General features: G+C 43.3%; 11 protein-coding genes. All 11 read left to right on the top strand.

All coding sequences use genetic code 11. The annotated features are described in order from the left end of the window. Window positions 1-27: 27 nt before the first annotated feature. Entirely contained in the window at window positions 28-1,557 is a 1,530-nt protein-coding gene (gene mmsA / locus G7Y42_RS11230; RefSeq protein ID WP_165006108.1) for a multiple monosaccharide ABC transporter ATP-binding protein, read from the top strand. Between the two features lies 1 nt (window position 1,558). Next, the gene (gene mmsB, locus G7Y42_RS11225; protein WP_165006109.1) at window positions 1,559-2,767 is read left to right on the top strand and encodes a multiple monosaccharide ABC transporter permease; all 1,209 of its coding nucleotides are present in this window, start codon (window positions 1,559-1,561) and stop codon (window positions 2,765-2,767) included. Window positions 2,768-3,016: 249 nt separating this feature from the next. Then, the gene (guaC, locus tag G7Y42_RS11220; RefSeq protein WP_165006110.1) at window positions 3,017-3,994 is read left to right on the top strand and encodes a GMP reductase; all 978 of its coding nucleotides are present in this window, start codon (window positions 3,017-3,019) and stop codon (window positions 3,992-3,994) included. A 107-nt stretch (window positions 3,995-4,101) separates the two neighbouring features. Further along, window positions 4,102-5,517 (top strand): PLP-dependent aminotransferase family protein, encoded by a 1,416-nt coding sequence (locus G7Y42_RS11215; RefSeq protein WP_165006111.1) that lies wholly within the window; start codon window positions 4,102-4,104, stop codon window positions 5,515-5,517. Window positions 5,518-5,987: 470 nt separating this feature from the next. After that, window positions 5,988-7,097: a pyruvate dehydrogenase (acetyl-transferring) E1 component subunit alpha gene (pdhA, locus tag G7Y42_RS11210; protein ID WP_165006112.1), complete on the top strand. Its 1,110-nt coding sequence runs from the start codon at window positions 5,988-5,990 to the stop codon at window positions 7,095-7,097. Window positions 7,098-7,099: 2 nt separating this feature from the next. After that, the gene (locus G7Y42_RS11205) at window positions 7,100-8,077 is read left to right on the top strand and encodes an alpha-ketoacid dehydrogenase subunit beta (RefSeq protein WP_165006113.1); all 978 of its coding nucleotides are present in this window, start codon (window positions 7,100-7,102) and stop codon (window positions 8,075-8,077) included. A 24-nt stretch (window positions 8,078-8,101) separates the two neighbouring features. Further along, complete coding sequence (locus G7Y42_RS11200) at window positions 8,102-9,748, top strand: dihydrolipoyllysine-residue acetyltransferase (RefSeq protein WP_165006114.1); 1,647 nt, start codon at window positions 8,102-8,104, stop codon at window positions 9,746-9,748. 7 nt (window positions 9,749-9,755) lie between these two features. Beyond that, window positions 9,756-11,162, top strand: coding sequence for a dihydrolipoyl dehydrogenase (gene lpdA / locus G7Y42_RS11195; RefSeq protein ID WP_165006115.1), 1,407 nt, complete (start codon window positions 9,756-9,758; stop codon window positions 11,160-11,162). A 252-nt stretch (window positions 11,163-11,414) separates the two neighbouring features. Beyond that, window positions 11,415-11,690 carry a UPF0223 family protein gene (locus tag G7Y42_RS11190; protein ID WP_165006116.1) on the top strand — a complete coding sequence of 92 codons (276 nt, stop codon included), beginning with the start codon at window positions 11,415-11,417 and terminating at the stop codon, window positions 11,688-11,690. 4 nt (window positions 11,691-11,694) lie between these two features. Then, window positions 11,695-12,483: an inositol monophosphatase family protein gene (locus tag G7Y42_RS11185; protein WP_165006117.1), complete on the top strand. Its 789-nt coding sequence runs from the start codon at window positions 11,695-11,697 to the stop codon at window positions 12,481-12,483. Between the two features lie 155 nt (window positions 12,484-12,638). Continuing rightward, on the top strand, window positions 12,639-14,468 hold the full coding sequence (gene typA, locus G7Y42_RS11180; protein ID WP_165006118.1) for a translational GTPase TypA: 1,830 nt from the start codon (window positions 12,639-12,641) through the stop codon (window positions 14,466-14,468). The last annotated feature ends 24 nt before the right edge of the window (window positions 14,469-14,492 follow it).

The raw sequence follows: 14,492 nt of genomic DNA, 5'->3' as shown, positions 1-14,492 counted from the left end.
TTTTAAAACGAAGAAAGGATACCGGATATGACAGATTATATTTTGGAAATGAAGGGAATCATCAAAGAATTTTCAGGGATTCGTGCGCTGGATCAAGTCAATTTGACGATCGAGCGCGGAGAGATCCATGCTTTATGCGGAGAGAATGGGGCGGGGAAATCCACGCTGATGAATGTGCTTAGCGGACTGTATCCCAATGCCTACCAAGGTGAGATCCTCTATAACGGCGAGGTTTGCCGATTCAAGGGATTGAAAGACAGCGAGGAGAAAGGGATCGTCATCATCCACCAAGAGTTGGCACTCAGTCCTTATCTATCAATCAAAGAGAATATTTTTTTAGGAAACGAACAAGCGAACCGTGGTGTGATCGATTGGGATCTGACAGAAAGAAAAACCAATGAGCTTTTAAAGAAAGTCGGACTGCCACTTGATCCCGATATTTTAGTTTCTCAAATCGGTGTTGGCCAACAGCAACTAGTGGAGATCGCAAAAGCTTTTTCTAAATCAGTCGATTTGCTGATTTTAGATGAGCCGACAGCTGCTTTGAATGAAGAAGAAAGTGAGAACCTTCTGGCGTTGATCCAAGAATTCAAACGCCAAGGGATCACCTCGATCATTATTTCCCATAAACTGAATGAAATCGTCCGAGTCGCTGATCGGATCACGATTTTGAGAGATGGACAAACGATCGAAACGCTGGAAACGAAAGAGATCAGCGAAGAACGCATCATCCGAGGCATGGTAGGAAGAGATTTGACTAGTCGTTATCCCGAAAGACAGCCAGCGATCGGCGAAGTTTATTTTGAAGTAAAAGACTGGACAGTCCATCACCCGATCGACAATCAGCGGATCATCAATGACCGGATCGATTTTCACATACGTCGAGGCGAAATCGTAGGGATCGCAGGTCTGATGGGTGCTGGAAGAACGGAATTCGCGATGAGTCTGTTCGGGCGTTCCTATGGCAGTCATATCTCAGGTCATATTTTCAAAGAAGGAAAAGAAATCGTCGTGAAAGATGTTCCGGCAGCAATCAGAAATGGTCTTGCTTATGTTTCAGAAGACCGTAAATCAGCTGGACTGAATCTGCTGATGGATATCCGTGAAAACACAACGATCGCAAGCCTAGGGAAAATCAGCCAAAACGGTGTGCTGGACAAAGAAAAAGAAGTTGCTGCAGCAGAAGATTTCCGTAAAAAAATGCGTACAAAAACAAGTTCGATCTATCAGAATGTCGGCCATTTGAGTGGCGGAAACCAGCAGAAAGTCGTCTTAGCGAAATGGCTGATGACACAGCCGGATATTTTGTTTTTGGATGAACCGACTCGTGGGATTGATGTCGGAGCGAAATACGAAATCTATACGATCATCGAAGAAATGGCCGCTAGCGGAAAAGCAGTTTGTATCATTTCATCGGAACTCCCGGAGATTTTGGGCATGTGTGACCGGATCTATACGATGAACGAGGGCCGGTTGACGGGCGAAGTTCTTCGCGAAGAGGCCACGCAAGAAGGATTGATGAATTTGATGACCAAGGAAAAAGCAGGAGTGAAATAAGATGGAAAACACAAAAAAACTAACCGAGAAAAAAACAGAGCAGAAGCTCGATCTCAAGGCTAAAGCCACAGATATTTTCAGCCGATACAGTATGGTCATTATTTTGGCAGTATTGTTAATTGCGTTTCAGTTAATGACAGACGGGATCTTTTGGCGGCCATTGAATATCACTAATTTAGTACTGCAAAATAGTCATATTTTAGTTTTGGCGGCGGGGATGCTGCTAGTGGTCTTGCTTGGGCACGTGGACTTGTCTGTTGGATCAGTCATGGCTTTTGTCGGGGCAATCGCGGGAATGATGATGGTAAATAACAGTATGAGTCCTTGGCTCGCTATCCCGCTTTGCCTAGTGATTGGCGGATTGATTGGTGCTTGGCAAGGATTTTGGGTCGCTTACGTGGGGATTCCGGCATTCATCGTGACCTTGGCGGGATTATTGATGTTTCGCGGTTTGACACAAGTGGTACTGGGTGGTCAGTCCTTGGCTCCGTTTCCGGCTGCATTCCAAAAAATGTCCACAGGATATCTGCCGGATATTGCCGGCGGAGAACATCTGCACTTTTTGACAATAATGATCGGTGTAGCGATTGCAGCAATACTCGTTATCAGGCAATGGCGTGCAAGAAATCGGCGAATCAGTCACTTGTTCGACACAGAACCACTGAATGTTTTTGTATTCAAGGCAGTTTTTACAAGTATCATCGTGCTCGGCGGGACGTATATCTTTGCTGCGTACCAAGGTTATCCGATCATTTTGATCATTTTAGGCATCATTGTCGCACTCTATGGCTTTTTGACAAATAAAACGGTTGCTGGGCGTCAGATCTATGCGACTGGCGGCAATCGAAAAGCGGCAGAATTGTCAGGGATAAAGACCAAAAAAATCACATTCTGGGTGTTTGTCAATATGGGCGCGATGGCAGCTTTGGCAGGTCTGATCTTAGCTGCGCGATTGAATGCAGCGACACCTCAAGCAGGGACCTCGATGGAGTTAGATGCGATGGCAGCCGTTTATTTTGGTGGTGCCTCTACATCTGGCGGGATCGGAACTATCATGGGGGCAATCGTTGGCGGACTAGTCATGGGAGTTTTGAACAATGGAATGTCGATCCTTGGTGTCGGTGTCGACTGGCAGCAGGCGATCAAAGGACTGATCTTACTGTTAGCTGTTGTACTGGATATTTACAATAAGAAAAAGAGAATTGCTTGAAAACGAGAGAACAGGCAGAAAAAGCATCGGGACTCCAGATGCTTTTTTTGCTAAATCCGAACATTGCTGAGGAGATGGAAGAAGTAAGAGTCATCGAGACAGTTTTTGTGAAAAAACCGAAAAATATTCTTGTTTAACCCTTGATTTTTTGATTGAAGTGGGTTAAATTACATAGGGCGCTGAAAAAAGCCTATTCAAAACTAATAATGTTCGTGTTTTACTGGATGTGAACATCAGGAGGACAATGCAATGAAAGTATTTGATTACGAAGATATTCAACTAATTCCCAATAAATGTATCGTAAATAGCCGTTCAGAATGCGACACAACTGTAACATTGGGCAAACATACATTTAAGATGCCAGTAGTACCTGCCAATATGCAGACGATCATTGACGAATCGATTGCAGAATTTTTAGCAGAAAACGGCTATTTCTATATCATGCACCGCTTTGATGAAGCAGCACGGATCCCATTTATCAAAAAAATGAATGAACGTAATCTTATTGCCTCAATCAGTGTAGGTGTGAAAAAAGAAGAATATACTTTTGTGGAAGAATTAGCAAAACAAGGACTTGTACCTGATTACATCACTATCGATATCGCACACGGACATTCAAATTCAGTCATCGAAATGATCCAGCATATCAAAAAAAATCTGCCGGAAACTTTTGTCATCGCAGGGAATGTAGGCACGCCTGAAGCTGTCCGTGAACTGGAAAATGCTGGTGCAGATGCAACGAAAGTCGGGATCGGACCTGGTAAAGTATGTATCACTAAAATAAAAACAGGATTTGGAACAGGCGGCTGGCAGCTGGCTGCTTTGAGATGGTGTGCGAAAGCAGCACGTAAACCGATCATTGCGGATGGCGGGATCCGCACGCACGGCGATATTGCCAAATCCGTTCGTTTTGGAGCAACAATGGTCATGATCGGTTCATTATTTGCCGGACATGAAGAATCTCCAGGAGAGACAAAGGTCGAAAATGGAGTAGTCTATAAAGAGTATTTCGGCTCTGCTTCAGAATTCCAAAAAGGTGAGAAGAAAAATGTCGAAGGCAAGAAAATCTGGATCCAGCATAAAGGATCATTGAAAGATACACTAGTCGAAATGCAGCAGGATCTTCAGTCTTCTATCTCCTATGCAGGAGGCAGAGACCTCGAAGCGATCCGGAAAGTGGATTATGTGATTGTCAAGAATTCGATCTTCAACGGAGATACGATTTAATTATTTACGTTTGAAAACAGCGAGTAGAGCGGAATTTCCTCTACTCGTTGTTTTTTTCGCGAAATTCGATACAATAGGCTACGAGGACAAATCGTTGAGAGGTAATTATGTGGCAGAAAATAAATAAACAGCAAGGACCAGCTTATCGGCAGATGATGGAACAGATCATGCAGCAGATCGAGCGAGGAAACCTGAATCCGGGCGATCGACTGGCATCAGAAAGAAAATTAGCTGAGGCTTTTGGCGTCAATCGGTCAACCGTTGTTCACGCATTGGAAGAGTTGCGGGATCTAGGCGTGATCACAAGTAGAAGAGGAAGCGGAAGATATATCAATCAGACAGAGTGGGGGAAATTCGCAGTCCCAAGGATCGACTGGCGGCAAATCATCTCTGTGCGTTATGAGCAGACGAACGATCGGTATGAAGAAAAAATCAGTGAAGCAAAACAAAGACCAGGATTTCTGGATTTGTATTCCAGTGAGATGCCGGAGGAACTATTGCCGAATTTTCATTTTCCCAGCTATTCGCTTGAAGAGATATTAAAAGAAGAAAAGAAGATCGATCGTTTTGGTTATCTGCCTTTGCGGGAAAAAATCACGGCTTATTTAAAAGAAAAGCTGTGTTTTGATTTTTCCCAAAACCAGCTGCTTGTGACTGGCGGCGGACAGCAAGCTATATTTTTGATCCTGCAGACGATCTTGGCTACTGGAGATGCGATCGCAGTAGAGTCTCCCTCTTTTTTCTATCGGCTCCCTCTTTTCAAGGCGACAGGAACACGATTGTTCGGTGTACCGATGGATGAAGAAGGGATCGATTTGGATAAGCTGGAACATTCTATCCGTAAAAACAAAGTGAAAGCCGTACTAGTCAATCCTAATTTTCAAAATCCGACTGGAAAAGTGATGAGCCAAAGACGAAGAGAAGACCTGATCCGCTTATGCAGACGCTATCAGCTTCCCGTCATTGAAGACGATGTATTTACGGATTTATCTTTTTCAGCAGAGATACCCTCCTTGCATGCGATCGATCCGGAAAATGTACTATACATTGGTTCGTTATCAAGAGTGTTAGGGAAAACAACAAAAATCGGCTGGGTCATCGGCCCGGAAACATTCGTCTCGAGATTAGCGAATGCACAGGACATGATGGAATTTACAATGAACGTTTTTACGCAGATGACTGCTGCAAGTATATTCGACGAAGCATTCGATCTGAAAATGCACCGCGTACGTAAGGAATTGGAAAAAAGAAGCAGTTTGCTTTTAGAATGGGCGGAGAACCAGTCCTTTTACCACCTACAGCCGATTCTTGGCGGATATTACGCATGGCTGACATGGGATGGGGAAAATTTGACTCCTGAATTAGCTGAGGCATTAGCAGAGCGTGGATTAGGAGTTGCGCCAAGTTATTTGTTCGGGGAAAACACCAATGGGATGCGTATCAATTTCAGCCGGTTGAAAGAAACGGAGCTTTCCTTCTTTTCCTCTCGTATGGCTGAGTTGGCAAAAGATATAACAGGTTGATTTTATATAACAACAAAAAGTGAAAGAATGAGCGAGCTTGGGATATAGATGGATCCCAAGCTTTTTTTCACTTATGAAAAGAAGTACATAAGCGAAAAAAGAAGAACGGAAAAATGATTTTGCAAAAGAACTCACGAACTACACCAAAAAGGAAAAAATGTCAAACGAAAAGGTGTAACAATAAGGGTTTGAAATAGTAACAGGGCCTTGATTATGTTGAATAAACGTATGCGATTTCAGCGAATAAATGTAAAACGTTTTCTTGATTGTGATGGTGTTCACTAATGCTATTATCACGCGGATTATTATAATTTTTTTAAATCGTGAAAATTTATGCTTTTATCTTGTATTTCTTACAGATACGTGATAATTTATTTATGAAGACGGTTAAATAGTGATACAGATTTCGTCGCTGTTTCAATCGCAGAATGAAGAGATTTTCTTATAGATGAGAGAGGAATGTGTGACAAATGGCAAACAAGAAAGCACCAATCGACTTCCAAGCTTTGTTAGAAGAAGTCAATTCAGAATTTCCAGTATACCAAGCACTTGATCAAGACGGAAACGTAGTAAACAAAGAACTGATCCCTGATTTGTCAGATGAACAGTTAGTAGAATTGATGACGAACATGTTTTGGTCTCGTGTGTTGGATCAACGTTCGACCGCATTGAACCGTCAAGGACGCCTTGGATTTTTCGCACCAACTGCCGGACAAGAAGCAAGTCAGCTTGCAAGTTCATTTGCATTTGAACAAGACGATGTTTTACTTCCCGGATATCGTGATGTCCCTCAATTAGTAAAACATGGCCTGCCTTTATCGCAAGCTTTCTTATGGTCAAGAGGTCATGCAGCCGGGAATTTTTATCCGGAAGAATTGAAAGCTCTACCACCGCAGATCATCATTGGAGCGCAATACGTCCAAGCAGCCGGTGTAGCATTAGGCTTGAAAAAACGTAATAAGAAAAACGTTGTGTTCACTTACACTGGTGACGGCGGCTCATCTCAGGGTGACTTTTATGAAGCAATCAACTTTGCGGGAGCTTACCAGGCGAATGCTGTATTTTATATCCAGAATAATGGATTTGCAATTTCAACACCACGTGAAAAACAAACGGCTGCGAAAACACTTGCTCAAAAAGCGGCAGCAGCAGGGATCCCAGGTATCCAAGTCGATGGGATGGATCCACTTGCAGTTTATACAGTTTCAAAAATGGCACGTGAATGGGCAGTCAGCGGCAATGGCCCTGTACTGATCGAAACGCTGACTTACCGTTACGGTCCGCATACTTTGTCAGGAGATGATCCAACCCGCTACCGTTCACAAGACACAGACGATGAATGGCAGAAAAAAGATCCGTTGATCCGTTTCCGTCACTATTTGACAGAAAAAGGATTATGGTCAGAAGAAAAAGAAGAACAAGTCATCGAACAAACTAAAGAAGAAATCAAAGCAGCCATTTCTGAAGCCGATAAAGTACCAAAACAAAAGGTTTCAGATTTCTTGAAAAATATGTTCGAAGTTTCTCCACAATCAATCAAAGAACAAATTGCAATTTATGAAGCGAAGGAGTCGAAATAATCATGGCACAAAAAACAATGATTCAAGCAATCACAGATGCCTTAGCACTTGAACTGGAAAATGACGAAAATGTCCTTGTTTTCGGTGAAGATGTTGGGAAAAACGGAGGGGTATTCCGCGCAACTGAAGGATTGCAAGAAAAGTTCGGCGAAGAGCGCGTTTTCGACACACCTTTAGCTGAATCAGGAATTGCAGGTTTGGGATTCGGTCTAGCATTAGAAGGATTCCGTCCAGTCCCTGAGATCCAATTCTTCGGATTTATCTTTGAAGCGATGGATGAAGTGGTCGCTCAAATGGCCCGCACAAGATACCGTATGGGTGGAACAAGAAATCTGCCAGTCACGATCCGTTCTCCTTTTGGCGGCGGCGTGCATACACCGGAACTGCATTCAGATAATCTAGAAGGCTTGATCGCTCAGTCTCCTGGTATCCGAGTGGTTATCCCTTCTAATCCTTACGATGCGAAAGGCTTACTGATCGCATCCATCAGAAGCAACGATCCGGTTGTTTTCTTAGAGCACATGAAGCTATATCGTTCATTCCGTGAAGAAGTGCCGGATGAAGCATATGAAGTGCCATTGGACAAAGCGGCAGTTACACGTGAAGGAACAGATGTCTCAATCATCACATATGGCGCAATGGTACGTGAAGCAATCAAAGCAGCAGACAATCTTGCCAAAGAAAACATCTCTGTAGAAATCATCGATTTGCGTACAGTCGCACCGCTAGATATCGACACGATCATCAAGTCTGTCGAAAAAACAGGGCGCGTAGTCGTCGTACAAGAAGCGCAAAGACAAGCAGGCGTCAGCGCACAAGTGATCGCTGAGATCTCAGAGCGTGCGATCCTTTCATTAGAAGCACCGATCGGACGCGTTTCTGCACCTGATACAGTCTTCCCATTCGGTCAAGCAGAAAATATCTGGCTGCCAAATGCGAAAGATATCGAAGACAAAGTAAAAGAAATCGCGGAATTTTAAGAAAAGAAGGGACGAAATAAAGTCATGGCTTATCAATTTAAATTACCTGATATCGGTGAAGGGATTGCAGAAGGCGAAATCGTCAAATGGTTCGTCAAACCCGGCGATACGATCAACGAAGATGACACTTTACTGGAAGTCCAAAACGACAAATCAGTAGAAGAGATTCCTTCTCCAGTGACAGGGACAGTGAAAAACATCCTCGTATCAGAAGGAACAGTAGCGAACGTAGGTGATGTATTGGTAGAAATCGATGCACCTGGACACGAAGGAAATGAAGGAGACAGTGGTGTAGCAGCAGAATCTCAAACACCTGCAAAACCAGCAGCAGAACCAACTGTTGATACAAGCACATCTGATTCTTCAAAAGGCGAAGGCGTCTTCCAATTCAAATTGCCAGATATCGGTGAAGGGATCGCAGAAGGCGAAATCGTCAAGTGGTTCGTCAAATCTGGTGACACGATCAATGAGGATGATACTTTACTGGAAGTCCAAAACGACAAATCAGTAGAAGAAATCCCTTCTCCAGTGACAGGGACAGTGAAAAACATCCTCGTATCAGAAGGAACAGTAGCAAACGTAGGCGATGTACTCGTAGAAATCGACGCACCTGGTCACAACAGTGCTTCATCATCTAGCCAGTCCTCATCTTTAGCCGAAGAACCAAAAGAAAAAGTAGAAACATCAGGTGCTTCCAGCGTGGTCGCAGCAGCAGATCCGAATAAACGTGTATTGGCTATGCCTTCCGTCCGTCAGTTTGCTCGGGAAAAAGACGTAGATATCACACAAGTCACAGCCACAGGAAAAGGCGGACGCGTGACAAAAGAAGACATTGAAAACTTCCTTTCAGGTGGCGGCAGCGTATCTGCCAAAGCTGAACCAGCACCGGCAAAAGAAGAATCAGTTGCTTCAGCACCTGAAAGCAAACCAGCAGCACCAGCTAAGGCCTTCAAATCCAACTTAGGCGATCTGGAAGAACGTGTAGCATTGACACCAACACGTAAAGCAATCGCTAAAGCAATGGTCAACAGCAAACAAACTGCCCCTCATGTCACATTGCATGATGAAGTAGAAGTTTCTAAACTTTGGGACAATCGCAAGCGATTCAAAGAAGTGGCTGCTGCAAATGGGACGAAACTTACTTTCTTGCCATACGTTGTCAAAGCCTTGACTGCAACAGTCAAGAAATATCCTGTATTGAACGCTTCGATCGATGATGCCAAGCAAGAAATCGTGTACAAGCGTTATTACAACATCGGGATCGCGACAGATACGGATCACGGGTTATACGTACCGAACGTGAAGGATGCAGATCGCAAAGGTATGTTTGCGATTGCGGATGAAATCAATGAAAAAGCGAAACTTGCGCATGACGGCAAACTATCTGCAGAAGATATGCGTAACGGCACGATTACTATCAGTAATATCGGCTCTGTAGGTGGTGGCTGGTTTACACCGGTCATCAACTATCCTGAAGTAGCGATTTTAGGTGTCGGGACAATTGCCCAGCAGCCAATCGTGAATACAGAGGGCGAAATCGTTGTCGGACGCGTTATGAAGCTTTCATTGAGCTTCGATCATCGAATCGTCGATGGAGCAACTGCACAACAAGCAATGAATAATATCAAACGTCTTTTAGCTGATCCAGAGCTATTAATGATGGAAGGATGATAAACAAATGGTAGTAGGAGATTTTGCTGTAGAATTAGATACAGTTGTAATCGGTGCGGGACCTGGCGGCTATGTCGCTGCCATCCGCGCCGCAGAAATGGGCCAAAAAGTAGCAATCATTGAAAGAGAATACATCGGCGGTGTTTGTTTGAACGTCGGCTGTATCCCTTCAAAAGCATTGATCGCAGCAGGTCATCATTATCAAGAGTCTTTGGATTCTTCGATGTTCGGCGTGACAAGCGAGAATGTCAAATTGGATTTTACAAAAACACAGGAATGGAAAGAAAACAAAGTCGTTAAAACATTGACATCAGGCGTTGGCTTTCTATTGAAGAAACACAAAGTCGAAACGATCGAAGGAGAAGCATTCTTCGTTGATGACCATACATTACGTGTGATCCATCCAGACTCTGCTCAAACCTATTCCTTTAATAACGCGATCATCGCAACAGGTTCTCGCCCCATCGAAATCCCAGGATTCAAATTCGGCGGACGTGTCTTAGACTCTACAGGCGGTCTAGCATTAAAAGAAGTTCCTAAGAAATTTGTCATCATCGGAGGCGGAGTCATCGGTGCTGAATTAGGTGGCGCTTATGCGAACCTAGGCGCTGAAGTAACGATCCTTGAAGGTTCTCCTCAAATCTTGCCAACATACGAAAAAGATCTGGTGAAATTAGTTGAAGATGACTTCCAGAAAAAAGGTGTAACAGTCATCACGAACGCAATGGCGAAAGAAGCAGTTGACAACGGCGACAGCGTGACGGTCAAGTATGCTGTTGATGGAAAAGAAGAGTCAGTCACAGCTGATTATGTCATGGTAACAGTAGGTCGCCGTCCAAATACGGACGACATGGGCTTAGAACAAGCTGGTGTTGAAGTGGGCGAACGTGGACTGATCCCGGTAGACAAACAAGGACGTACCAACGTACCGAATATCTATGCGATCGGAGATATCGTTCCAGGAGCCGCTTTAGCACATAAAGCTAGCTATGAAGCGAAAATTGCAGCAGAAGCTATTTCAGGGAAGAAAGTAGCGGTCGATTACAAAGCAATGCCAGCGGTGGCTTTTACAGATCCTGAATTAGCCTCTGTCGGTATGACGATCAAAGAAGCAAAAGACGCCGGTATCGAAGCGAAATCTTACAAATTCCCATTTTCTGGTAATGGCCGTGCCTTATCTTTAGGGAAAACAGAAGGATTTATCCGACTAGTAACGACTGTAGAAGACAATGTACTTATCGGTGCGCAATTAGGTGGCGTCGGAGCAAGTGACATGGTTTCAGAATTAGCTTTGGCTATCGAATCTGGAATGAACGCAGAAGATATCGCATTGACTATCCATCCACATCCATCTCTTGGAGAAATCGTGATGGATGCGTCAGAACTCGCTTTAGGTCTGCCAATCCATATCTAAGTTTAGAGTACATGTATTTTCTATACGCAGTTGAAGGGAAGATGTCCCTTTAACTGCGTTTTTTTAGGAAAGAATCCCTCACAATTTATTAAGAATGGGAAGATATAGTATAGGTGGATATTGTCATAGAAAATCTTTCTGCTCATTTTTTAAACCATAATTTTATTATGTAAACCAAGAGCCATAACTTCTTGGTTTATTAACCATTCCTATGATACACTGATTCTGAATAAACGAATAGGAGAATCAGCTATGCAAGATTATCAATATCCGCTTGATTTAGATTGGACAACAGAAGAAATGGTCATCGTGATGAAGATGTGGGAAGATCTGGAACAAGCAAATGAAAAAGGGATCAATAATGAAGCTTTTTTGAAATCCTATCAGAATTTCAAAACAGTAGTCAAGTCGATCGGTGAAGAAAAGCGTTTAGGTAGAGAATTCGAAAAAGCCTCGGGTTATTCTTTATATCGTACAGTGCAGCAGGCAAAGAAAAATCCGAAAAAAATCTTGAACATGAATGGGTGAGAAAATGGAACGGATGATCAGTGAAATCAAAAACTGGCTGCAAGAAGCAGGGAAAATGGCCAAAACTTCACACGATACGATAACTGTGGCACAAAAAACAAACCGAACGGATTTGGTGACGAACGCAGACCGTGAGATCCAGACCTTTTTGATCGAAAAGATCCATACGTTCGATCCTGAAGCCAAAATCTTAGCGGAAGAAGAAGGGTGCAGCGAACTTGAATCTCTGGACGGACGTGTATTTATCATTGATCCGATTGACGGTACATTGAATTTTGTCGTAGAAGGCGAGAACTTCTGTATCATGCTTGCTGTTTATGAGGATGGTATCGGCAAGCTCGGTTTTATCTATGATGTGATGCAAGAAGAGTTGTACTGGGGAGGCCCTGGAATCGGTGTTTATAAAAATGACGAGCGTTTGCCCCAACCTATTGACAAACCACTCTCAGAAGGCCTGCTTGGCGTCAATAGCTATCTTTTCGGACACAATAAATTCCATGTGAGAGAAATCGGAGAAAAAAGCATGGGCGTGAGAATGTACGGCTGTGCAGGTCTTGAACTGGTTGCGATGCTGAAGGGGAATCACATCGGGTATATTTCGAATCTCAGTCCTTGGGATTACGCTGCTGGCAATGTATTACTCGAAGAATTCGGGATGAAATACAGCAACCTTTCAGGTGGACCGCTGCGTTTCAACGGACGGGAGTATTACATCGGTGGAACTTCACGAGCTTATTCAGAAATGTTAAGTCATCTAAGCGTGAATCGCTCAGATGAGGGAGAAAAGAAGTAAATATCGACCAATTAAATGATAAAAACAGGCAAAAGATTAATTTTCTCGAAAAAATGAAAACATTTCACTATATTTCATGAAAAAAGTTTGCTATAATTAGCAGTCGAGTAAAATTGCCCTGTCATAAAGAACCGATAAAAAAGGAGTTAGTTACATTGAATTATAGAAATGATATCCGTAACGTAGCAATCATTGCCCACGTTGACCACGGAAAAACCACATTGGTTGATGAACTATTAAAACAATCAGATACTTTAGACGCACATACGCAATTGCAAGAACGTGCGATGGACTCAAATGCATTGGAAAAAGAACGCGGTATCACCATCTTAGCGAAAAATACTGCTGTAGACTACAAAGGAATCCGCGTCAACATCATGGACACACCAGGACACGCGGACTTCGGTGGTGAAGTGGAACGAATCATGAAAATGGTCGATGGCGTTGTCTTAGTCGTTGATGCCTATGAAGGCACAATGCCTCAAACGCGTTTCGTATTGAAAAAAGCTTTAGAACAACACATCACACCGATCGTTGTTGTAAATAAAATCGACAAACCATCTGCTCGTCCAGAATTTGTCGTAGACGAAGTACTTGAATTATTCATCGAATTAGGGGCAGATGACGATCAATTGGACTTCCCAGTGATCTATGCTTCTGCATTGAACGGAACATCTAGTTTGTCTGATGATCCAGCTGATCAGGAACCAACGATGGCACCGATTTTCGATACTATTGTAGAAAAGATCCCTGCACCAGTCGATAACAGCGACGAACCATTACAATTCCAAGTTTCATTACTTGACTATAATGATTATGTTGGCCGTATCGGTATCGGACGTGTCTTCAGAGGCTCGATCAAAGTGGGAGACCAAGTCGCACTGATCAAATTAGACGGAACGATCAAAAAATTCCGCGTAACGAAACTATTCGGTTTCTTCGGATTGAAACGCTTAGAGATCCAAGAAGCAAAAGCAGGAGACTTGATTGCTGTTTCCGGTATGGAAGATATCTTTGTCGGAGAAACAGTTACTCCTGTTGATCATCAAGACGCACTTCCAATCCTGCACATTGATGAGCCAACGCTGCAAATGACATTCTTGGTGAATAATTCACCATTTGCTGGTCGCGAAGGTAAATTCGTGACAGCAAGAAAAATCGAAGAACGCTTGATGGCAGAACTTCAAACCGACGTATCTCTACGTGTTGAACCAACGAACTCTCCAGATGCCTGGACTGTTTCTGGACGTGGGGAACTGCATTTGTCGATTTTAATCGAAAATATGCGCCGCGAAGGTTACGAGTTACAAGTATCTCGTCCAGAAGTAATTGAAAAAGAAATCGACGGTGTGAAATGTGAACCATTCGAACGTGTTCAAATCGATACACCTGAAGAATACATGGGTAGTGTCATTGAATCATTGAGCATGCGTAAAGGTGAAATGCAAGATATGATCCACACAGGAAATGGTCAGATCCGTCTGACATTCTTGACTCCAGCTCGCGGATTGATCGGCTATTCGACTGAATTCCTTTCTATGACACGCGGATATGGGATCATGAACCACACCTTCGACCAGTACTTGCCAATGTTGCCTAGACAAATCGGCGGACGTCATCAAGGCGCATTAGTTTCGATTGACACAGGAAAAGCAACGACCTACTCGATCATGAGTATCGAAGAACGTGGAACAGTCTTTGTAGAGCCTGGTACAGAGGTCTATGAAGGAATGATCATCGGCGAAAACAGCCGTGAAAACGACTTGACCGTCAATATCACAAAAGCAAAACAAATGACTAACGTACGTTCAGCAACAAAAGACCAAACTTCCGTTATCAAAAAACCAAAACAATTGACACTGGAAGAATCATTGGAATTCTTGAATGACGATGAGTACTGTGAAGTAACGCCTGAAAGCATCCGTCTGAGAAAACAAATCTTAGAAAAAAATGCTCGGGAAAAAGCATCTAAAAAGAAAAAATAATCTTTAGATTGTAAACAAATCAGA

The sequence above is a fragment of the Enterococcus sp. ZJ1622 genome, assembly GCF_011038845.1.
Taxonomy (GTDB): Bacteria; Bacillota; Bacilli; order Lactobacillales; family Enterococcaceae; genus Enterococcus_B.
The sequence above is the reverse complement of the archived record's forward strand: the minus strand, read 5'-3'. Positions and strand labels throughout refer to the sequence as shown.

Coding starts and splice junctions, on each gene's coding strand:
- mmsA (WP_165006108.1), top strand. CDS start 28: ATGACAGATTATATTTTGGAAATGAAGGGAATCATCAAAGAATTTTCA.
- mmsB (WP_165006109.1), top strand. CDS start 1,559: ATGGAAAACACAAAAAAACTAACCGAGAAAAAAACAGAGCAGAAGCTC.
- guaC (WP_165006110.1), top strand. CDS start 3,017: ATGAAAGTATTTGATTACGAAGATATTCAACTAATTCCCAATAAATGT.
- G7Y42_RS11215 (WP_165006111.1), top strand. CDS start 4,102: ATGTGGCAGAAAATAAATAAACAGCAAGGACCAGCTTATCGGCAGATG.
- pdhA (WP_165006112.1), top strand. CDS start 5,988: ATGGCAAACAAGAAAGCACCAATCGACTTCCAAGCTTTGTTAGAAGAA.
- G7Y42_RS11205 (WP_165006113.1), top strand. CDS start 7,100: ATGGCACAAAAAACAATGATTCAAGCAATCACAGATGCCTTAGCACTT.
- G7Y42_RS11200 (WP_165006114.1), top strand. CDS start 8,102: ATGGCTTATCAATTTAAATTACCTGATATCGGTGAAGGGATTGCAGAA.
- lpdA (WP_165006115.1), top strand. CDS start 9,756: ATGGTAGTAGGAGATTTTGCTGTAGAATTAGATACAGTTGTAATCGGT.
- G7Y42_RS11190 (WP_165006116.1), top strand. CDS start 11,415: ATGCAAGATTATCAATATCCGCTTGATTTAGATTGGACAACAGAAGAA.
- G7Y42_RS11185 (WP_165006117.1), top strand. CDS start 11,695: ATGGAACGGATGATCAGTGAAATCAAAAACTGGCTGCAAGAAGCAGGG.